Origin of the sequence: Achromobacter arsenitoxydans SY8, from assembly GCF_000236785.1 — a bacterium.
In the GTDB taxonomy this organism is placed as follows: Bacteria; Pseudomonadota; Gammaproteobacteria; order Burkholderiales; family Burkholderiaceae_B; genus Achromobacter; species Achromobacter arsenitoxydans.
The window spans coordinates 1-3,151 of the sequence record NZ_AGUF01000072.1 but is presented as its reverse complement, the minus strand read 5'-3'; the positions used below and the strand labels follow the sequence as shown (position 1 = coordinate 3,151).

General features: G+C 62.1%; 4 protein-coding genes. All 4 read left to right on the top strand.

The window, feature by feature from the left end:
• Positions 1 to 289 precede the first annotated feature (289 nt).
• The gene (gene parA / locus KYC_RS21965; protein ID WP_008166580.1) at positions 290 to 928 is read left to right on the top strand and encodes a ParA family partition ATPase; all 639 of its coding nucleotides are present in this window, start codon (positions 290 to 292) and stop codon (positions 926 to 928) included.
• Positions 929 to 970: 42 nt separating this feature from the next.
• Positions 971 to 1,171, top strand: coding sequence for a plasmid partition protein ParG (locus tag KYC_RS21960; RefSeq protein ID WP_008166578.1), 201 nt, complete (start codon positions 971 to 973; stop codon positions 1,169 to 1,171).
• Positions 1,172 to 1,204: 33 nt separating this feature from the next.
• Positions 1,205 to 1,591: a ParC family partition-associated protein gene (gene parC, locus KYC_RS21955; RefSeq protein WP_011270177.1), complete on the top strand. Its 387-nt coding sequence runs from the start codon at positions 1,205 to 1,207 to the stop codon at positions 1,589 to 1,591.
• Positions 1,592 to 1,756: 165 nt separating this feature from the next.
• Positions 1,757 to 3,151 (top strand): replication protein (locus KYC_RS21950; RefSeq protein ID WP_043519078.1); only part of this gene is annotated, 1,395 nt, incomplete at its 3' end.

The following is a 3,151-nucleotide window of genomic DNA, read 5'->3' as shown; positions in this document are numbered from 1 at the left end:
CAGGAGCTTGAGCGCCGGGCTACCAGCATCGTGCAGGCGCTGGATGATGCGACCCTTGAGGCCATCGCAGCGGGCACGCTCGACATGCTGGCCATGTGCCGACAGGTGGCCGACGAGATCCACCAGGCCGCCTAAGCCCTCCCCTGCCCTGCCACCGAACCCCGCCGCGTGCGGGGTTTTTTATGACTTCAAACCCTCAAAAGGTGCATTTACTCAAATCCTCAATATGCTATACTGCGCTTGAGTAATTCCTTTTTTCCTCAAACGCTCAATAGCTCAAGGAGCGCATATGCAAGTCATTGCTGTACTGAACCAGAAGGGCGGGGCGGGTAAAACCACCATCGCCACCCACCTTGCCCGCGCCCTGCAACTCGACGGCGCAGACGTGTTGCTGGTTGATTCTGACCCGCAGGGCAGCGCCCGCGATTGGGCCGCCGTCCGCGAGGATCAACCCGTGCCCGTGGTTGGCATCGACCGGCCCACCATCGAGCGCGATCTAAAGAGCGTGGCCCGGAAAGACTTTGTTGTGATCGACGGAGCGCCGCAGGCTCATGACTTGGCCGTGTCGGCAATGAAGGCCGCCGATTGTGTGCTGATCCCGGTGCAGCCGTCGCCCTACGACATTTGGGCAACCTCTGACCTCGTGGATTTGGTCAAGCAGCGCATCGAGCTGACCGACGGCAAGCTAAAAGCGGCTTTCGTGGTGTCCCGTGCGATCAAGGGCACCAAGATTGGTGCGGAAGTCTCCGAGGCGCTGGCCGGGTACGGCCTGCCGATCCTGCAAACGCGCATCACGCAGCGCGTCATCTACCCGAGCAGCGCGGCCAGCGGCACCACGGCCATTGACCAAGAGCCGACGAGCGAGGCCGCCGAGGAAATCCGGGCGCTGGCTGAGGAAGTGCGCCGTTTCCTCAATTGCACCATTTGAGTAATTAAGGAGTAGGTGAAAATGAGTAGCGGGAAACTTGGCATGAAAGCAGGCCGCCCGAGCGCCGCGAAGGCTGGCCCTACCTTGTCCGACCTTGCCGACAAGGCCGCCACCGTCCGGGTGAATTTCGACCTCGACCGGGCCGAGCACACGAAGCTGAAGATTTACGCCGCCAAGACCGGGCGCAGCATCACGGACATTCTGCGCGAACTGGTGCGCTCACTTGATGAAAAGAGTGATTGAGTAATCACTTAACCGGCTGGACGGGTCAAAAGCATGGACTATAGTCCATACATTTTTGATTTGGCGAAATTTAATAATGTTGATGAAATACGGCGCGTGGGGTATAAAGTGATGGTTGAAATGGAACCGTTGAGTCTGGAGGTACTGCCGCCCTCTCATTTCAAGGCGTTTGCGAAGAACGCACCGCATGAGATCAAGGGCGCTGTCATCGAGAACACAGAGCGCGGGCTGGTGATCGTGCTGCACGTTGGCAACGAGCGGCGCATTCTCGGCCAGTACCGGGGAGGCATCCGGTTTTTTCGCTCTTTCGATGGCGCGGCGGCAGTGCTGCGGCAGCATGGCGTGCTGCACTGGACGGCGAATGCAAAAGGCTGGATTCCGCGAACTTTGGAAGCGAAGGAGCGGAGTTCAGATGGATGAAAAAGCAAAGCCCCGCGTGGCAGCGGGGCTTGGCAAGAGGTGGGAACCTAGCAGGTGGCACTGTTTGGAACCCCAAGGCGTGACCGATGCAGACGACCAGAAACACCCAAACTATGGTCTGCATTGTAGCGCCCTACCTCTTGCCGCACAAGCGGAAAGAGGGTTATGGGGCAAGCACAGCTACGACTTTTCAGCCCAGCCGATGAGGCGGGTTGCTATCACGACACAGCCCGGCAGGGCTTTTTCTCGTTGCTCATGGCGACGGGCGAGGGCAGCGGCAAGAAGCAGGACAGTTACCGGCTGTCACAGATGCCCGTGGTGCTCTCCATGCTCGACCACAGCCGGGATACCTGGCTGTCTCAGGCTGAGTTCATCAAGCCCAATCGCCGCGTGGTCAACTTGGCCCGCATCGGCTTGCTGTTCGCCGATCTGGACACCTACCGCGAGCCGTGGGCGCAGGGGCGCAGCCCCGAGCAACTGGCCGCCGCTGTCATGTTCCGCTGCTACGACGAAGGCGTGCCGCCGCCGTCGATCCTCGTTTTCTCTGGCCGTGGCGTGCAAGCAAAGTGGCTGCTGGATGGCACCTTGCCGCGTCAGGCGCTGCCACGCTGGAATGCCTGCCAGCGTTACCTGATCGACCGTCTGGCCGGGCTGGGCGCTGATCCAGCGGCCAAGGATGCAAGCCGCGTGCTCCGGCTGGTCAATACGGTGAACAGCAAGAGCGGCGAGGTTTGCCGCGTCATCCACGTTGAGCTAGGCCCGGACGGCGAGCCGATCCGGTACAACTTCGAGTATCTGGCCGAGGCGCTGCTGCCGGTGGCCCGCTGGGACATCGAGGCCGACCGCAAGGCCCGCGCCGACCGTCGCCAGTTCAAGCTGCTGCCGGGCGGCCAAACCGGCAACCTGCGCACGCTCAACGGGCGGCAACTGGCGTGGGATCGCCTGGAGGACTTGCGCACGCTGGCCGCGCTGCGCGGCGGCGTGGCCGAGGGTGAGCGGATGCAGCACCTGTTTTGGCGGCTGAATTTCCTGCTGCTGTCAGGTGCGACGCACACCGGCCAGATGTACCACGAGGCCGCCGCGCTGGCCCGTGAGCTTGACCCACGGTGGAACTACCGCAGCGCCGAGCTTATGACGCTGTACGCCAAGGCCAAGGCCCACGAAGCCGGGGAAAAGGTGGAGTTCGGCGGCAAGCAGTTTGCGCCGCTCTACACGCCCAAGAACGACACGCTTATCAGCCTGTTTCACATCACCGACGACGAGCAGCGCAAGCTGCGCACGCTCATCAGCCGGGACATGGCCGCAGAGCGCCACAGCGAGCGCGAGAAAGCCCGCAGACGTGCCGCTGGGGCTGTCGATCGTGCTTCCTATCTGGAAGCAGCCAGCGCCAAGCAGGCGCAGGCTTTGGCCCTCAAGGCGCAGGGTCTGAGCGTGCGGGCCATTGCTGCACAGATGGGCATTAGCAAGACCGCTGCCGGGCGCTACATCGCAGAGCCGGGAGAGTGTCCCAAGTCCATGCGTATTACTAATGGCGAAGCCTACGCCCGGCGCGTAGCGCCT

Excerpts from the sequence above, each read along its gene's own strand:
- parA (WP_008166580.1), top strand. The coding sequence starts at position 290 with ATGCAAGTCATTGCTGTACTGAACCAGAAGGGCGGGGCGGGTAAAACC.
- KYC_RS21960 (WP_008166578.1), top strand. The coding sequence starts at position 971 with ATGAAAGCAGGCCGCCCGAGCGCCGCGAAGGCTGGCCCTACCTTGTCC.
- parC (WP_011270177.1), top strand. The coding sequence starts at position 1,205 with ATGGACTATAGTCCATACATTTTTGATTTGGCGAAATTTAATAATGTT.